Annotated in this window: 14 protein-coding genes; 8 read left to right on the top strand and 6 right to left on the bottom strand. The window is 69.7% G+C overall.

From position 1 onward, the window contains the following. The first annotated feature begins 5 nt into the window (after positions 1-5). The 3 genes from ABD235_RS02375 to ABD235_RS02385 all read left to right on the top strand — a co-directional run bounded on the left by ABD235_RS02375 (position 6) and on the right by ABD235_RS02385 (position 3,272). The gene (locus ABD235_RS02375) at positions 6-1,136 is read left to right on the top strand and encodes a ThuA domain-containing protein (RefSeq protein WP_344168569.1); all 1,131 of its coding nucleotides are present in this window, start codon (positions 6-8) and stop codon (positions 1,134-1,136) included. 96 nt (positions 1,137-1,232) lie between these two features. Continuing rightward, positions 1,233-2,726 carry a S10 family peptidase gene (locus ABD235_RS02380; RefSeq protein ID WP_344168572.1) on the top strand — a complete coding sequence of 498 codons (1,494 nt, stop codon included), beginning with the start codon at positions 1,233-1,235 and terminating at the stop codon, positions 2,724-2,726. 51 nt (positions 2,727-2,777) lie between these two features. Continuing rightward, positions 2,778-3,272 (top strand): GNAT family N-acetyltransferase, encoded by a 495-nt coding sequence (locus ABD235_RS02385; RefSeq protein WP_344168575.1) that lies wholly within the window; start codon positions 2,778-2,780, stop codon positions 3,270-3,272. 307 nt (positions 3,273-3,579) lie between these two features. Here the strand turns inward: ABD235_RS02385 and ABD235_RS02390 are convergent, their stop codons facing one another. After that, positions 3,580-4,023 carry a GNAT family N-acetyltransferase gene (locus tag ABD235_RS02390; RefSeq protein ID WP_344168578.1) on the bottom strand — a complete coding sequence of 148 codons (444 nt, stop codon included), beginning with the start codon at positions 4,021-4,023 and terminating at the stop codon, positions 3,580-3,582. After that, a complete protein-coding gene (map, locus tag ABD235_RS02395) occupies positions 4,020-4,868 on the bottom strand; it encodes a type I methionyl aminopeptidase (protein ID WP_344168581.1) in 849 nt (282 codons plus the stop codon). Before map ends, ABD235_RS02390 begins: the two co-directional genes overlap by 4 nt. Before the next feature lie 55 nt (positions 4,869-4,923). On the opposite strand from map, the gene ABD235_RS02400 reads away from it, so the two are divergent. After that, the gene (locus ABD235_RS02400; protein ID WP_344168584.1) at positions 4,924-5,115 is read left to right on the top strand and encodes a hypothetical protein; all 192 of its coding nucleotides are present in this window, start codon (positions 4,924-4,926) and stop codon (positions 5,113-5,115) included. A gap of 70 nt (positions 5,116-5,185) precedes the next feature. On the opposite strand, the gene ABD235_RS02405 is transcribed toward ABD235_RS02400, so the two are convergent. Next, entirely contained in the window at positions 5,186-5,800 is a 615-nt protein-coding gene (locus ABD235_RS02405) for a histone H1-like repetitive region-containing protein (RefSeq protein ID WP_344168587.1), read from the bottom strand. Positions 5,801-6,157: 357 nt separating this feature from the next. Here ABD235_RS02405 and ABD235_RS02410 point away from each other — a divergent pair, with 357 nt between their 5' ends. Then, positions 6,158-6,841, top strand: a complete 684-nt coding sequence (locus ABD235_RS02410; RefSeq protein WP_344168589.1) for a helical backbone metal receptor — start codon at positions 6,158-6,160, stop codon at positions 6,839-6,841. Between the two features lie 63 nt (positions 6,842-6,904). Further along, a complete protein-coding gene (locus ABD235_RS02415) occupies positions 6,905-7,081 on the top strand; it encodes a hypothetical protein (protein WP_344173722.1) in 177 nt (58 codons plus the stop codon). A 21-nt stretch (positions 7,082-7,102) separates the two neighbouring features. Here ABD235_RS02415 and ABD235_RS02420 read toward each other — a convergent pair whose 3' ends face one another. Next, positions 7,103-7,600, bottom strand: a complete 498-nt coding sequence (locus ABD235_RS02420; RefSeq protein ID WP_344168593.1) for an NUDIX hydrolase — start codon at positions 7,598-7,600, stop codon at positions 7,103-7,105. A gap of 154 nt (positions 7,601-7,754) precedes the next feature. On the opposite strand from ABD235_RS02420, the gene ABD235_RS02425 reads away from it, so the two are divergent. Further along, positions 7,755-8,663, top strand: a complete 909-nt coding sequence (locus ABD235_RS02425; protein WP_344168596.1) for an aldo/keto reductase — start codon at positions 7,755-7,757, stop codon at positions 8,661-8,663. On the opposite strand, the gene pdxR is transcribed toward ABD235_RS02425, so the two are convergent. Continuing rightward, positions 8,643-10,064 carry a MocR-like pyridoxine biosynthesis transcription factor PdxR gene (gene pdxR, locus ABD235_RS02430; RefSeq protein WP_344168599.1) on the bottom strand — a complete coding sequence of 474 codons (1,422 nt, stop codon included), beginning with the start codon at positions 10,062-10,064 and terminating at the stop codon, positions 8,643-8,645. The genes ABD235_RS02425 and pdxR overlap by 21 nt on opposite strands. Before the next feature lie 102 nt (positions 10,065-10,166). On the opposite strand from pdxR, the gene ABD235_RS02435 reads away from it, so the two are divergent. Beyond that, on the top strand, positions 10,167-10,718 hold the full coding sequence (locus tag ABD235_RS02435) for a dihydrofolate reductase family protein (RefSeq protein WP_344168602.1): 552 nt from the start codon (positions 10,167-10,169) through the stop codon (positions 10,716-10,718). A 48-nt stretch (positions 10,719-10,766) separates the two neighbouring features. Here ABD235_RS02435 and panB read toward each other — a convergent pair whose 3' ends face one another. Then, positions 10,767-13,373 (bottom strand): 3-methyl-2-oxobutanoate hydroxymethyltransferase, encoded by a 2,607-nt coding sequence (panB, locus tag ABD235_RS02440; RefSeq protein ID WP_344168604.1) that lies wholly within the window; start codon positions 13,371-13,373, stop codon positions 10,767-10,769. Between the last annotated feature and the right edge of the window lie 121 nt (positions 13,374-13,494).

A 13,494-nucleotide genomic window follows, 5' to 3' on the forward strand; every position in this document is an offset into this window, starting at 1 on the left:
CTGTCATGACTACCTTCACGCGACGTACGGCTTTGCTGACCGGTGGAGCACTGGTGGTTGGCGGCCTGCTGCCCTGGCAGTCGGCTTCTGCGGCGCCGTACCAGGTACTGGTGTTCAGCAAGACGGCCGGCTTCCGGCACGACTCGATCCCGGCCGGCATCCAGGCGATCCGGGACCTCGGTGCGGCCAACGGCTTCACCGTGACGGCCACCGAGGACAGTGCGGTGTTCACGGCGGCGCAGTTGGCGGCGTACAAGGCTGTGGTGTTCCTGAGCACGACCGGGGACGTCCTGAACGCCACGCAGCAGACGGCGTTCGAGGGCTACATCAACGGCGGTGGCGGGTACGTCGGAGTGCATGCGGCGGCCGACACCGAGTACGACTGGCCCTGGTACGGGCAGCTGGTCGGTGCGTGGTTCCACAGCCACCCGGCGATCCAGCAGGTCACCGCGCGGGTCGAGGACCGCACGCACGCTTCGACCGCGCACCTGGGGACCACCTGGGCGCGGACCGACGAGCTGTACAACTACCGGACCAACCCGCGGCCGAACGTGCGGGTGCTGATCAACCTGGACGAGTCCACCTACAGCGGCGGCAACATGGGCGACCACCCGATCGCCTGGTACCACCCGCAGGGCTCCGGACGGTCGTTCTACACCGGCTTCGGCCACACGATCGAGTCGTACGCCGACCAGGCGTTCCGCCGGCACCTGCTGGGCGGCATCCAGTACGCCGCCGGTGCGTCGTCGACGCCTCCGGTGACCCAGATCGAGGGGGAGGCGTTCACGTCGCAGTCCGGCGTACAGGTGGCTGGGCACGGTGGCGCCAGTGGTGGTCAGACGCTGGGGTACATCGACAACGGTGACTGGGCCGGGTACTCGCAGGTGAGCACTGTCGGGCGGACCGGGTTCACTGCCCGGATCTCGTCGGGTGGTGCGGGCGGGACGATCCGGATCCGCTCGGGCTCGGCCGGAGGCCCGGTGCTCGGGTCGGTCGCCGTACCGGTGACAGGAGGGTGGGACAACTTCCAGACCGTGTCGACGACGCTGAACGGAGCAGGGAGCGGTCCGCTGTTCCTGACCTTCAGCGGTGGGTCGGGGTCGTTGTTCGACGTCGACCACTTCAGTTTGAGCTAGTTGGGTGCCGGCGCCCGTGGGGGCGGGCGCCGGGCTCACTGCTTGCTGTGGATATTCCGCGACGCCCGGTGGCCTTGTTTTGTTAGTGTTCCGGGCATGGCGACAGACGAGCGGGGACCCGAGACGACCGGCGACGCGGTCGCGTCCACGCAGGGCGCGACCAAGCCGGTCGACGACCTGACGACGACGCGGCACGAGCTGACCGTCGGGGAGCGGACGCTGAAGTACACGGCGACCACCGGGCGGATCGTGCTGCGGCGGGAGGTGCTCACCGAGGGCAAGTTCGACGGGCACCTGCCGAAGGCCGAGGTGTTCCTGACGTCGTACACGCTGGACGACGCGGACGCCGGGTCGCGGCCGGTGACGTTCGCGTTCAACGGCGGGCCGGGGTCGTCGAGCATTTGGCTGCACCTCGGGCTGCTCGGGCCGCGGCGCGTGGCGTCGGGGGACGTGGGCGACCTGGCGCCACCGCCGTACGGGCTGGTGGACAACGCGGAGACGCTGCTGCAGGTCAGTGACCTGGTGTTCATCGACCCGGTCTCGACCGGGTACTCGCGCGCCGTCGAGGGCGAGAAGCCGGGGGAGTACCACGGGTTCACGCCCGACCTGGAGTCGGTCGGCGAGGTGATCCGGCTGTGGACGTCGCGCAACGGGCGCTGGATGTCGCCGAAGTTCCTGGCCGGCGAGTCGTACGGGACGACCCGCGCGGCAGGCCTGGTCGCGCACCTGCAGAACCGGCACGGGATGTACTTCAACGGCGTGATGCTGATCTCTGCGGTGCTGGAGTTCGCGACACTGGACTTCACCCCCGGCAACGACCTGCCGTACACGCTGTTCCTGCCGTCGTACGCCGCGGCCGCGCACTACCACGGGCTGATCCCGGACCGGGAGCTCTCCGAGGTGCTCGCCGACGCGGAGCGGTACGCCGCCGGGAGGTACCCGAATGCGCTTGCCCAGGGCAACCGGTTGCCCGCGGACTACCGCGGTGAGGTGATCGAGCGGCTCTCCGGGCTCACCGGTCTGTCGGCGGACTACCTGGACCGCGTCGACCTGCGGATCGAGCACACCCGCTTCTTCGCCGAGTTGCTGCGCTCCCGCCGCCAGGTGATCGGCCGGCTGGACGCCCGCTTCACCGGCTGGGACCCCGACTCCGCCGGCGAGGTGTCGACCGACGACCCGTCGATGCGCGCGATCATGGGCCCGTACACGGCCGCGCTGAACCACTACGTCCGCGCCGAGCTGGACTACCGCAACGACCTGCCGTACGAGATCATCAGCGCCGACGCCGCCAAGGACTGGTCGTTCAAGGAGTTCGAGAACAACCACGTCTCGGTCGCCGACCAACTCTCCGAGGCGATGCGCGCCAACCCCCACCTGAAGGTCCACATCGCCTCCGGCCGCTACGACTGCGCCACCCCGTACTTCGCCACCGAGCACACCGTCGCCCGCTTGAGGATCCCCGCCGAGCTCCGCGACAACATCGAGCTGTTCTACTACCCCGCCGGCCACATGATGTACGTCCACGAGCCGTCCCGCCTGCAACAGTCCCAGGACCTGGCGGCGTTCATCCAGTCAGCCTCCAACCGCTGATGAACCCGCCCGATCTTCCCGCCGTGCCGAATGCTGTGGCCGAGTGACCTGATGCTCCTCATCCGCCCGCCCACGCCGGTCGACGCCTGCGGGCCACCACCCGGCATCACGCTGCGACCTCCAACCCCAGAAGACATCGAGCCCCTCGGCCGCACGTACTTCGCCTCCTACCCGCCAGGCGTCGCCTGCGCCACCGAGCCGGAAGCGATCGAGGACATCCGTCTCACCTACGCGGGCGAGTACGGCGTCCTCGACCTGCGCGGCAGCCGCCTCGCAATCGCCCCGGAGTACCCGTCGGACAGCGCGAGCACGTCCACGTCCATCGTCGGCGCCGCCCTGGTCGTAGAACGAGGCCCGTGGTCCGACGCCCCAGACTGCCCGTTCCTGATCGAGCTCTTCACCCTCCCCACCCACCGCCGCCAGGGCATCGCGCAGGCTCTGCTCACCACCTGCCTGCCCCCGAGCACCTCACTGGCCCTCCGCGTACGAGAAGACAACACCCCCGCGATCACCTTGTACGAGCGCTTCGGCTTCCAGCCCGGGTAATTCGGCGTTCCATGGAGACCTCGGACACCCACGTGGGGTGAGGGCAGGTGCGGAGCTTGGCCGTTCGACAGGCGACCGGCCTTGGCTCGACTGGCTTGTTGTTGGGCGACTGGCGTGGTGTACCGCGGCAGCCGCCGAAGAATGCAGCAGTTGGCGAGGTGCTGCGGGGGTCGTGAGGCGCTGGGGGTTGTGAGGTGCCCGGTAGGAGGATGCGCTTGTGGGTGGGGCCGGTCTGCTGTGCCGATTGGTGTGGACGATGCGCCCGCGTGTGGACGGTCTGCCTGGGCCGGTCCGCTTGGTTGGTGGGTCAGCCCGGGTAGATGCGGAAGCCGTCGTACGTGTGGTGCTGGAAGGACGCGTAGAAGGCTTGGGCGGTGTCGGTGACGAGGTCTACGCGGAGGGCGCCGGTGAGGGGAGCGGCGTACTCGAGCAGGGCTCGGCCGATGCCTTGGCGGCGGTGGGATGCTGCTACGGCCATCAGCGAGAGGTGCGCCTGGATGTGACCGTCGCTTTGGAGGTAGGCGAAGCCGACGACCTCGTCGTCCTGCACGGCGACGACGCTGGTGACGCCGGGGGCGGTCAGTACGACGTGCGCGCGTTCGGGATCGCCGGGGAAGCTCGGCCAGTCCTCGGCGGCGCAGATCTTCAGTACGCCGGGCAGGTACGCGCGGTCGTACCGCATCACCTGGACCGCCGGCGAACTGCCGGACCCCGGCGAAGGGTTGGCGTCGCCGGGGTCGGTGGGGTTCATGGCAGGGTGAGGATCTCGGCGCCGGTGTCGGTGACCACCAGGGTGTGCTCGAACTGCGCGGTGCGGGACTTGTCCTTGGTGGTGGCGGTCCAGCCGTCGTCCCACAGGTCGTAGTCGTAGCTGCCCAGGGTGAGCATCGGCTCGATGGTGAACGTCATGCCGGGCTCGATCACGTCGTCGAAACGCTCGTCGTCGTAGTGCGGGATGATCAGGCCGGAGTGGAACGACGTGGCGATGCCGTGGCCGGTGAAGTCGCGGACGACGCCGTACCCGAAGCGCTTCGCGTACGACTCGATCACGCGCCCGATGATGCTGACCTGGCGCCCGGGCTTGACGGCCTTGATGCCGCGCATCAGCGCCTCGTGGGTGCGCTCGACCAGCAGCCGGCTCTCCTCGTCGACGTCGCCGACCAGGAACGTCGCGTTGGTGTCGCCGTGCACGCCGTCGAGGAACGCGGTGATGTCGACGTTGACGATGTCGCCGTTCTCCAGCGGTCGGTCGTCGGGGATGCCGTGGCAGATCACCTCGTTGACCGACGTGCACAGGGACTTCGGGTAGCCGCGGTAGCCCAGCGTCGACGGGTACGCGTCGCGTTCGACCAGGTACTCGTGGCCGACCGCGTCCAGCTCGTCGGTGGTCACTCCGGGCTTCGCCGCGGCGCCGACGGCCTGCAGCGCCTGGGCGGCGAGTTTGCTCGCCACGCGCATCTTCTCGACCAGTTCGGGGGACGTGACGTACGAGCCCTCGTACGGCGTGGGCGCGGGCTTGTCCACGTACTCCGGGCGCGGAATGGAGGCGGGAACCGGGCGGCGCGGCGAGATGATGCCGGGAGTGAGAATCGACATGGTGGGATCATTCTAGTTAGTTGCGACAACTTCACCGGGAAGGTGGTCCGCTGCGATGGCCGACGACGATCACAGCAACGAGTGGTACTACAACACGAAGACCGGCGAGGTCGAGCCCTACCAGGGTGCGAAGTCCGCCGACCGGCTCGGCCCGTACAGCTCGCCGGAGGAAGCGGCCCGGGCGCTGGAGAAGGCGCAGGAACGCAACGAGGCCTGGGACAACGACCCGAAGTGGAACGACGACTGACCACTGCACGCTGAACGTGCCGAGGGGCACCACCGGATTGCGGTGGTGCCCCTCGAACGTCGTACGGCGACTAGCGCGACGTCGCCTTGCGGGCCGGCGCCTTGCGCGCGGTCGTCCGCGTGGCCACGGTCTTGCGGGCCGGGGCCTTCTTGGCCGGAGCCTTCTTCGCGGCGACCTTGCGGGCCGGGGCCTTCTTGGCGGCGACCTTGGCCGGGGCCTTCTTCGCGGCCACCTTGCGGGCCGGGGCCTTCTTCGCCGCGACCTTCTTGGTGGCGGCCTTCTTGGCCGGCGCCTTCTTCGCCACGGTCTTCTTCGCGGTCGTCTTCTTGGCCGGGGCCTTCTTGGCCGTCGTCACCTTGGTGGCGGTGGCCTTCTTCGCCGGGGCCTTCTTGGCGACGGTCTTCTTCGCGACGACCTTCTTGGCGGGCGCCTTCTTCGCCGTGGTCTTCTTCGCGGCCGTCGTCTTCTTCACCGCCGTGGTCTTCTTCGCTGCGGTCTTCTTGGCGGGTGCCTTGGAGACCGCCTTCTTGGCCGCACTCACCTTCTTCGTCACTGTCTTCTTCGCTGCCGTGACCTTGCGCGCGGTCGTTGTCTTCGCGGCGGGGGCCTTCTTGGCGACAGTCTTCTTGGCGGGAGAAGCCTTTTTGGCTGTCGCCTTCCCTGCGGCTGCCTTCTTGGCTGGCACTCTGCCTCCTTGGTGCGGCTGAGGAAAACCACGGTGGATTCCTCGTCGCCTTGATGATGACAACACTTGGTGCCCACGTAAAGCACCTGAATCACCTACAGGTCAAGGCGTCCGCGCCGGCAATTCGGGCGGTAATGCCGAAAATCCTTGTGCAGAAGGGTTTTCGGTGACCCTAGAGCATGCCCGAAGGCGCTGAAGAAATGTTGGCGACACGCGCGCGAACTGGCCACTTCGGAGGCTTTTCGGACAGTGTTGTCCTCGGCAACGTCTCTGCGAACGATCGGATCCGGCGCGGTGCGAACCCTCTACGACGACCTGCACGACCCCGTCGAACTGCCCACGAACATCACGTCGGTGGTGAGCATCGTGCCGTCGTTGACGGAGTCGATCGCGCACACGCGGCGCGCGTTGCTGACCGGCGCGACGGACTGGTGCAGCCATCCGCACGACCTCGACGTGACGCGCGTTCGCGGCACCAAGAATCCCGACGTCGAACGCATCGTGGGTTTGCGTCCCGACGTCGTGGTCGCGAACGCCGAAGAGAATCGGGGCGTCGATCTCGATGCGTTGCGCGCGCACGGAATCGCGGTCTGGGTGACCACGCCGACGACCGTCGAGGAGTCACTGACTTCACTCGAGCGAATGCTCTCGGCGATCACCGGAACCACTCCGGCCTGGCTCGACCGAGCACGCGAAGTGTGGAGTACGCCGTACGAAGGACCGCGCCGGCGGGCCGTCGTTCCGATCTGGCGAAAGCCGTGGATGGCACTCGGCCGAGACACCTTCGCGGGCGATGTCCTGAACCGTCTCGGGATCGACAACGTGTTTGCGGAATCGCCCGAACGTTATCCGCGGTTCACGCCCGCCGCGTTACCGCCGTACGACGTGGTGGTACTTCCGGACGAGCCGTACGCCTTTTCTCCCGACGACGGGCCCGAGGTATTCGACCGCCCGGCGAAGTGCGTTTCCGGGCGGCACCTGACCTGGTACGGGCCGTCACTGGTCGAGGCGCGAGCGGTACTCAGCGGACAGCTGGCGTGACCTGCGACACGAAGGTTGCTGTCTCAGGTAGACGGTTAGGTCAGGCTCACCTATCCTCCAAGCGTGCCCGAGATGACCGCGAAGAAGAAGTGCTGCAAGGACAAGCCGAGGTGCAAGAAGTGCCCGGTGGTCCTCAAGCGGCTGGCTGACGCCGGCTGCGCGGAGCGCCTCGACCTGCGGCACTACGTGGTGGACAAGAAGGTCAAGAAGAAGGTCCTGAAGAAGGCCCGCGAGCGCTGAGCCCCCGCCGCGGACACCGGATCAGGACGCCTGCCGCAGGTTGATCGCCTCGACCGCGACCCGCAGCAGGCCGGGGATCGTGACGTGCGCGGCCTGACCGGTCGCCTCCAGCTCGTCCGGGTGCCACCAGCCGTGGTCGCTGATCGTCTGCAGCTCGAGCTCCTCCTGGTTCGCGAACGACACCTCGACCGTGTCCACGCCGACCGCGAAGAAGGTCTGCTGCTGGATGATCGGGCAGCCGCCCCACTCGAACTCGATCGTGTTGGTCGCGACCGGTTCGCCGAGCGCGTCGGACGGCAGCAGGATGCCGACCTCCTCGCGCAGTTCCCGCAGCCCCGCCTGCACCACGGTCTCGCCCGCCTCGACGCCGCCGCCGATCGTGAACCAGTACGGCGTACCGGGCTTCAGCGGGTCCCAGCCGTGCAGCAGCAGCACCTTCCCGTCCGGGCGGACGGGCAGGACGCGAGCCGTCGTCCGCCGGACGACGGTGCCTGGAGGTGGCAACCGGGAATCTGTCACATCTCAAAACGCTAGACGACCTGTCCCGTCCTTCGACCACTTCCACGGCGCGTCGCCGTCAGCAACCATTCCGGCCTGGTCCGGCCGCGGCGTCGGCGATCCACGCAGCGGACCGCGCCCGCCGGTGCTTGGAACGCGGTGAGACGATCGCCGTATGACAGCGCGCATCGGTCTGGGTCTCGCGGCTCTGGGACGTCCCGGCTACATCAACCTCGGGCACGACGAGGACCTGCCGCCGGGGCGCGCGGTCGAGGACCTGCGCCGTCGTACGCACGAACTGCTCGACCTCGCCTGGCGGTCCGGGGTGCGGTACTTCGACGCCGCGCGCTCGTACGGGTTGGCGGAAACGTTCCTCGGCGAGTGGCTGGCCGCGGACCCGAAGCGCCGGGCTCAGGTGACGGTCGGGTCGAAGTGGGGCTACACGTACGTCGCCGACTGGCGATCGGACGCCGACCAGCACGAAATCAAGGACCACTCGCTCGCGACCTTCGAACGCCAGTGGCCGGAGACGTTGGAGGCGTTCGGTGGCCCGCCGGACTTCTACCTCGTGCACAGCCTGACCCAGGACAGCCCGGCGCTGGCCGACACCAAGTTGCTCGATCGCCTCGGTGAGCTCGCCGACACCGGCGTACGGGTTGGTCTCTCGACGAGCGGTCCTCATCAGGCCGAGACGCTGCGCGCGGCGCTGAAGCTCGACGGACCGTTCACAGCGGTCCAGTCGACCTGGAACGTGCTCGAACGCTCGGTCGGTCCCGCGCTCGCCGAAGCTCACGACGCCGGCTGGTTCGTCGTCGTGAAGGAAGCGGTCGCCAACGGCCGGCTCACCGCGAAGGCCGGTACGACGCCGTTCACGGCGTTCGCCGCCCAGCACCAGGTCGCTCCCGACGCGCTCGCACTGGGCGCAGCGCTCGCCAACCCGTGGGCCGACGTCGTGCTCAGCGGCGCGACGACTGCCGAGCAGCTCACCAGCAACCTCGCCGCGGCCGACGTCGAGCCGCTCGCCGAGTTCACGCAGAACCCGGCGGAGTACTGGACCGAACGCTCAGCCCTGCCGTGGATCTGAGATGGCCTCGGCCAGAACACGCACGCCACGGCGGATGCCCGATTCGTTGACGTTGCCGAAGCCAAGCACGAGTCCCGGCGCGGCCGCACCGACCCCGTCCATCCGGTAGTCGCCCAGACCGCGCACCGACACCGACCGTTGCTCGGCGGCCGCGACGACAGCCGCTTCGTCCGCCCCGTCCGGCAACCGCAGTACGGCGTGACAACCGGCCGCGAGGCCGGTCAACCGCAGCGCGGGCAGGTGCTCGTCCACGGCGGCGATGAGCGCGTCCCGTCGTACCTGGTACGTCGTGCGCATCCGCCGCAGGTGCCGGTCGTAGCGACCCGACTCCATCAAGCGCGCCAAGGCCAGCTGGTCCAGAGCCGGAGCGCCGCGACTGGTCAGCGCCTTGGTCTCGACGAGCCCGTCGAGGATCGTGGGCGGTGCGAAGATCCAGCCGATCCGGATGCCCGGCGCGAGTGTCTTGCTCACCGAGCCCAGTGCGATCACGCGCTCAGGAGCCAAGCCCTGCAAGGATCCCACCGGCTGCCGGTCGTACCGGAACTCCGAGTCGTACTCGTCCTCGATCACGAACCCGTCGACCTGCTCGGCCCAGGCCACGAGCTCCTGCCGGCGGCCGGGACTGAGCGCGACACCGGTCGGGCACTGATGAGCCGGAGTCAGTACGACGGCCCGCGCGCCGCTCGCCCGCAGCGCGGCGACATCGACGCCGTCCTCGTCGACCGGGACCGGAACGGCTTCCAGGCCGAAGCGTTCGGCGATCCGGTCGTGGTCGCGCGGGCCGGGACTCTCCAGGCCGACGCGCTCCACGCCGTACGTCGCCAGCGTCGCGAGGACGAGCGTGAGCGCGTGCCGGAACCCGGTCGTCACGATCGTGCGGTCCGCGTCCGAAGCGCCCGCGCGGACGCGGCGGTGGTACGCCGCCAGGACCTCGCGCAACCGTTGGTCGCCGCGGTCGGGTTCGTCACCCATCAGCGTCGCGGGCGCGAGCCGGGCCGCGTCGCCGAGCGCCCAGATCCAGTCCCGGACCGGTGCGGACGCGAGGTCGGGGATGCCGTACTCGAAGTCGACGTCGAAGCGTTGCGCGGGTTGGTCGACGGGCGTCGTACGGATCGGAGCCGTCGCCTCCCCGCGCTCGGCGACGCGCGTGCCGGACCCGATCTCGCTGACCAGGTAGCCCTCGGCGTACAGCTGCGCGTAGGTGTCGACGACGAGTCCGCGCGAGATGCCGAGCTGGTCGGCGAGGCTGCGCGACGACGGCAGCTTCTCGCCGGGGCGCAGCGCGCCCGTGCGGATCGCTGTTCGGAGCTTCTCCTGCAGCTGGTGACCGAGCTGCCGCGGCGTACCGCGGTCGAGCTGCAGGAGCAGCCCCGGGCCGTCGCCCTTCCACTGCACCGTCATGGCGCCTCCCAAGTGGTTCACTGGCCGTCCCCCGAAGTGGACCTTCAGCCGGTGTCGCATTCGACCACATGCTGGAGGTCGTCCACCGAGGGAAGGAACACCATGCGCGAGATCGTCAACTCCACCTACATCAGCCTCGACGGGGTGATCGAGAGCCCGCAGAACTGGCCGGACACGGGTGGGTTCACCGACGAGGGCAACCGGATCCAGAACGACCTGGTGCTCGGCTGCTCGGCGATCCTGATGGGCCGGCACACCTACGAGAGCTTCGCCGGCGTCTGGCCGAACCTGCCCGCCAACGAGCTGGTCGACAAGATGAACACGATGCCGAAGTACGTCGCCTCGAGTACCTTGACCGCGCCGCAATGGACGAACAGCCATGTCATCAAGGGCGACCTGGTCGAGGCGGTCACCGCGCTGAAGCAGGAACCCGGCGGCGACATCGTCCAGTTCGGCGTCGGCGAGGTCACCCGCACGCTCCTGTCCGCAGGCCTCCTGGACCGCCTCCGCCTCTGGGTCCACCCCTTCTTTATCGGCCACGGCGGCCCGGAAGCCCTGCTCTACCGGGACCTCCCCACCACCCACTTCGACCTCACCAGCGCGACTCCGTTGACGTCAGGCATCGTCGTACTCGACTACCGCGTGCGGCGATGACGACGGCCTGACGGTCGCGAGTAGGTCGGCGACCGTCAGGGGTTGGCGTCAGAAGGTGTGTTCGTCGGCGGGGAAGGTGCCGTTGGTGACTTCGGCGGCGTACGTGGTGGCGGCGGTGGTGAGGATGGTGCGGAGGTCGGCGTACTGCTTGACGAAGCGCGGCATGGGGCCGGAGCGGAGGCCGGCCATGTCCTGCCAGACGAGGACCTGGGCGTCGGTGTCGCGGCCGGCGCCGATGCCGATGGTCGGGACCGGGATGCGCTTGGTGATCTCGGCGGCGACGTCGCCGGGGACCATCTCGAGGACGACCGAGAAGGCGCCGGCCTCGGCGAGGGCGACGGCGTCATCGATCAGGCCTGCTGCTTGATCGCCTCGGCCTTGGACGCGGTAGCCGCCGATGGCGTGCTCGCTCTGCGGCGTGAAGCCGATGTGCGCCATCACCGGGATGCCTGCCTGGGTGAGCTTCTCGACCGCCGGTACGACGGTGCGGCCGCCCTCGATCTTCACCGCGGCGACGCCGGCCTCCTTCATGAAGCGGACGGCCGTGTGGAACGCCTGCTCGGGCGAGGCCTGGTACGAGCCGAACGGCAGGTCCGCCACGACGAGCGCGCGCTGCGTCGCGGTCGCGACCGCGCGGGCCAGCGGGATCAGCTCGTCGACGGTGACGCGGAGGGTCGACTCGTAGCCGTACACGTTGTTGGCGGCCGAGTCGCCCACCAGCAGCACCGGGATCCCGGCGTCGTCGAAGATCTCCGCGGTGTACTGGTCGTACGCCGTCAGCATCGCCCACTTCTCGCCGCGGTTCTTCATGTCGCGCAGGTGGTGGATGCGGTACTTGCGCGGGCGCTTGCTGCCGTCGGCCGGGGTGCCGGTCGCGCCGGGGGCGTTCAGGACGCCGGAGTGCGACGGGTCGGACGGGGTCGTGTTGGTGATGTTGGCCGGTTGCTGTCCTGTCGGCTGGGCCGGGCCTGGTGTGTTCGCTTGGCCTTGCGCGCCGGGCTGGCCTGGGGTGCTTTGCGGTGCCGGTGCGTTGCCGCCGGGCTGGGCGCGGCGGGCCCGGTGGGAGACGGCCGCTTCGGCCTTCACCTGGCTCGGGGCGTCCTGCTGGACGTCGGCACGACGGCGGGCGCCGACCGGGCGGCCCTCGGTACGCATCTCTGGACGGCCTTCCGTGCGGGACTGCTCCGGTCGGTTCTCCGGACGGGCTTCTGTCCGGGACTGCTCCGGGTGGTTGATCTCGTACTCCGCGCTCGGGTCGGTCGGGTAGCCGTTGACCGCTGCGTTCTGCTGGGCCGGGGGCTGGGGAGCCGGCGGCCGGTTGGCCGGCGGGCGCTGCTGGGCGCCCGGCGGGGGAGGCGTGGGGGTCGAGGCCTGGATGGCGGGCTGGATGCCGGTGGACTGCTGGGCCGGGTAGCCGTTGCCAGGTGGGTTGGTCTGGCCGTTGCTGCTGCTCAACCCGTTGCTGTTACCCAGCGTGCTGCCGTTGCCGAGCCCGTTGCCGGTGCTGGAGCCGAGGCCGTTGCTCGTGCCGGAGCCGGTGCCGAGGCCGTTGCTCGCGGTGGACCCCAGGCCGTTGCCGGTCCCGGAACCCAGGCCGTTGCTGGTGCCGAGGGACGTGCCGTTGCTGGAGCCGAGCGGGTTGGGCGCGGGCTGGGCGTTGCCGTTCGCGGTGCCGTTGCTCGGGGCGGGCGGCGGGGTGTTCGCGGACGGGCGGTTGGTGAGCCCGTTGGACGGCGGCGGGGGCGGAGGCGTCGGAGCGCTGCCGCTCCAGCCGTTGCTGGTCGCGCCGTTGCCGTGCTGGGTCAGTCCGTTGGAACCGTTGCCCGGCGGAGGTCCGGCCGGGCGCTGCTGCGGGGGAGCACCCGGCGGCGGGCCCTGGCGGTTGGCCGGCGGCTCAGGTGCGCGACGCGGCGGCTCACCCTGCTGAGGGGCGAACGGGCTCTGCTGCCGGCCAGGCTGAGGCGGAGCAGGAGGCCGCTCCTGGTACGCCGAAGGAGCAAACGGCGAGTCCTCGTACCGCACAGGCTCCTGCGGAATCTCGCGAGTGGTCTCGCGCGCCGGGTCCCGCCCCTCGGGTGGGAGCAGACGCCCGGGCTCGGGCGAGAAGGGACTGCCGTTGTCGCGGGCAGGCTCACGCCCCAGGTCGCGTCCCGCGTCGCGGGCGGCGTCGCGCCCCGGCTCCGGCGGGAAGCCGCGCCCGTTCTCGCGGGCGGATTCGCGCCCGAGGTCGCGTCCCGGCTCCGGCGGGAAGCCTCGGCCGTTGTCGCGCACGGGCTCCGGCGGGAGGGGGCGGACGTTCTCGCGAGTGTTGTCGTACTGCGCCGGGCGGCGTTCGTCGTACTGGCGCTGGCGCTCGTCGTACTGGTTCGGGTAGCCGCGGTCCTCGGCGGGGAGGAACGGGGGCTTGGGGACGTACGGCTGCTGCGGCACCGGGCCGCGGTCGTACGTGCGGGGTGCGTTCGGCAGCGACGGGGACGGGTTGAGGCCCTCCAGCGTCGAGCGGTCGCGCCAGCTGTCGCCTGGGTCGTCGGCGTAGCCGTAGTCCGAGCGGTGGTGCTCCTCGGTTGTCCGGTTCTTCGGTCCGGTCCCGTACGGCGCCGGCAGCTCGTCGTCGGCGTCGCCGTTGGTACCGGCCGACATGAAGTTGTCAACCATGCCCTCATCGTCCCACCGTTGCGGAGGGTGAGCGCCACCGGCTGTCGATGAGGGATCGCTCACAGCATCCGCGGGCAGGCCGGAACGACCGGGGTGCTCGTCGAACGGGCTGTCCCAGGGA

Source organism: Kribbella lupini (assembly GCF_039529595.1).
Lineage (GTDB): Bacteria > Actinomycetota > Actinomycetes > Propionibacteriales > Kribbellaceae > Kribbella > Kribbella lupini.

What these genes read in the sequence shown, in the direction of transcription:
- pdxR (WP_344168599.1), bottom strand. Translation starts at nt 10,064, where the DNA reads ATGACGGTGCAGTGGAAGGGCGACGGCCCGGGGCTGCTCCTGCAGCTC.
- ABD235_RS02380 (WP_344168572.1), top strand. Translation starts at nt 1,233, where the DNA reads ATGGCGACAGACGAGCGGGGACCCGAGACGACCGGCGACGCGGTCGCG.
- ABD235_RS02435 (WP_344168602.1), top strand. Translation starts at nt 10,167, where the DNA reads ATGCGCGAGATCGTCAACTCCACCTACATCAGCCTCGACGGGGTGATC.
- ABD235_RS02425 (WP_344168596.1), top strand. Translation starts at nt 7,755, where the DNA reads ATGACAGCGCGCATCGGTCTGGGTCTCGCGGCTCTGGGACGTCCCGGC.
- ABD235_RS02400 (WP_344168584.1), top strand. Translation starts at nt 4,924, where the DNA reads ATGGCCGACGACGATCACAGCAACGAGTGGTACTACAACACGAAGACC.
- map (WP_344168581.1), bottom strand. Translation starts at nt 4,868, where the DNA reads ATGTCGATTCTCACTCCCGGCATCATCTCGCCGCGCCGCCCGGTTCCC.
- ABD235_RS02390 (WP_344168578.1), bottom strand. Translation starts at nt 4,023, where the DNA reads ATGAACCCCACCGACCCCGGCGACGCCAACCCTTCGCCGGGGTCCGGC.
- ABD235_RS02385 (WP_344168575.1), top strand. Translation starts at nt 2,778, where the DNA reads ATGCTCCTCATCCGCCCGCCCACGCCGGTCGACGCCTGCGGGCCACCA.
- ABD235_RS02375 (WP_344168569.1), top strand. Translation starts at nt 6, where the DNA reads ATGACTACCTTCACGCGACGTACGGCTTTGCTGACCGGTGGAGCACTG.
- panB (WP_344168604.1), bottom strand. Translation starts at nt 13,373, where the DNA reads ATGGTTGACAACTTCATGTCGGCCGGTACCAACGGCGACGCCGACGAC.